Consider the following 309-nt stretch of genomic DNA (forward strand, 5'->3'; position numbering starts at 1 on the left):
CTAGACGCCAAAGTTGACCCAGATTTTGTGGTGATGGCACGAACCGATGCGCTGTCAGTGGAAGGTTTGGATGCTGCGGTCGAACGTGCGTTGGCGTTTCAAGAAGCAGGCGCAGACATGATTTTTGCTGAAGCATTGACCGATATCGCCATGTACCGCAAATTTACCGACGTGTTAGACATTCCCGTGCTTGCCAACATGACTGAGTTTGGGCAAACCGACCTTTACAGCACTAAAGAGCTGTTTGACGTGGGTGTTGACATGGTGCTTTATCCATTATCTGCGTTTCGTGCGATGAATAAAGCCGCC

1 protein-coding gene is annotated in these 309 nt (G+C 49.8%); it reads left to right on the forward strand.

Annotated features, from left to right (window positions below):
• A partial coding sequence (locus ACMV8I_RS21410) for an isocitrate lyase/phosphoenolpyruvate mutase family protein (RefSeq protein WP_498867151.1) occupies positions 1-309 on the forward strand: 309 nt, incomplete at both ends.

Source organism: Ewingella sp. S1.OA.A_B6, from assembly GCF_049889095.1.
Lineage (GTDB): Bacteria > Pseudomonadota > Gammaproteobacteria > Enterobacterales > Enterobacteriaceae > Ewingella.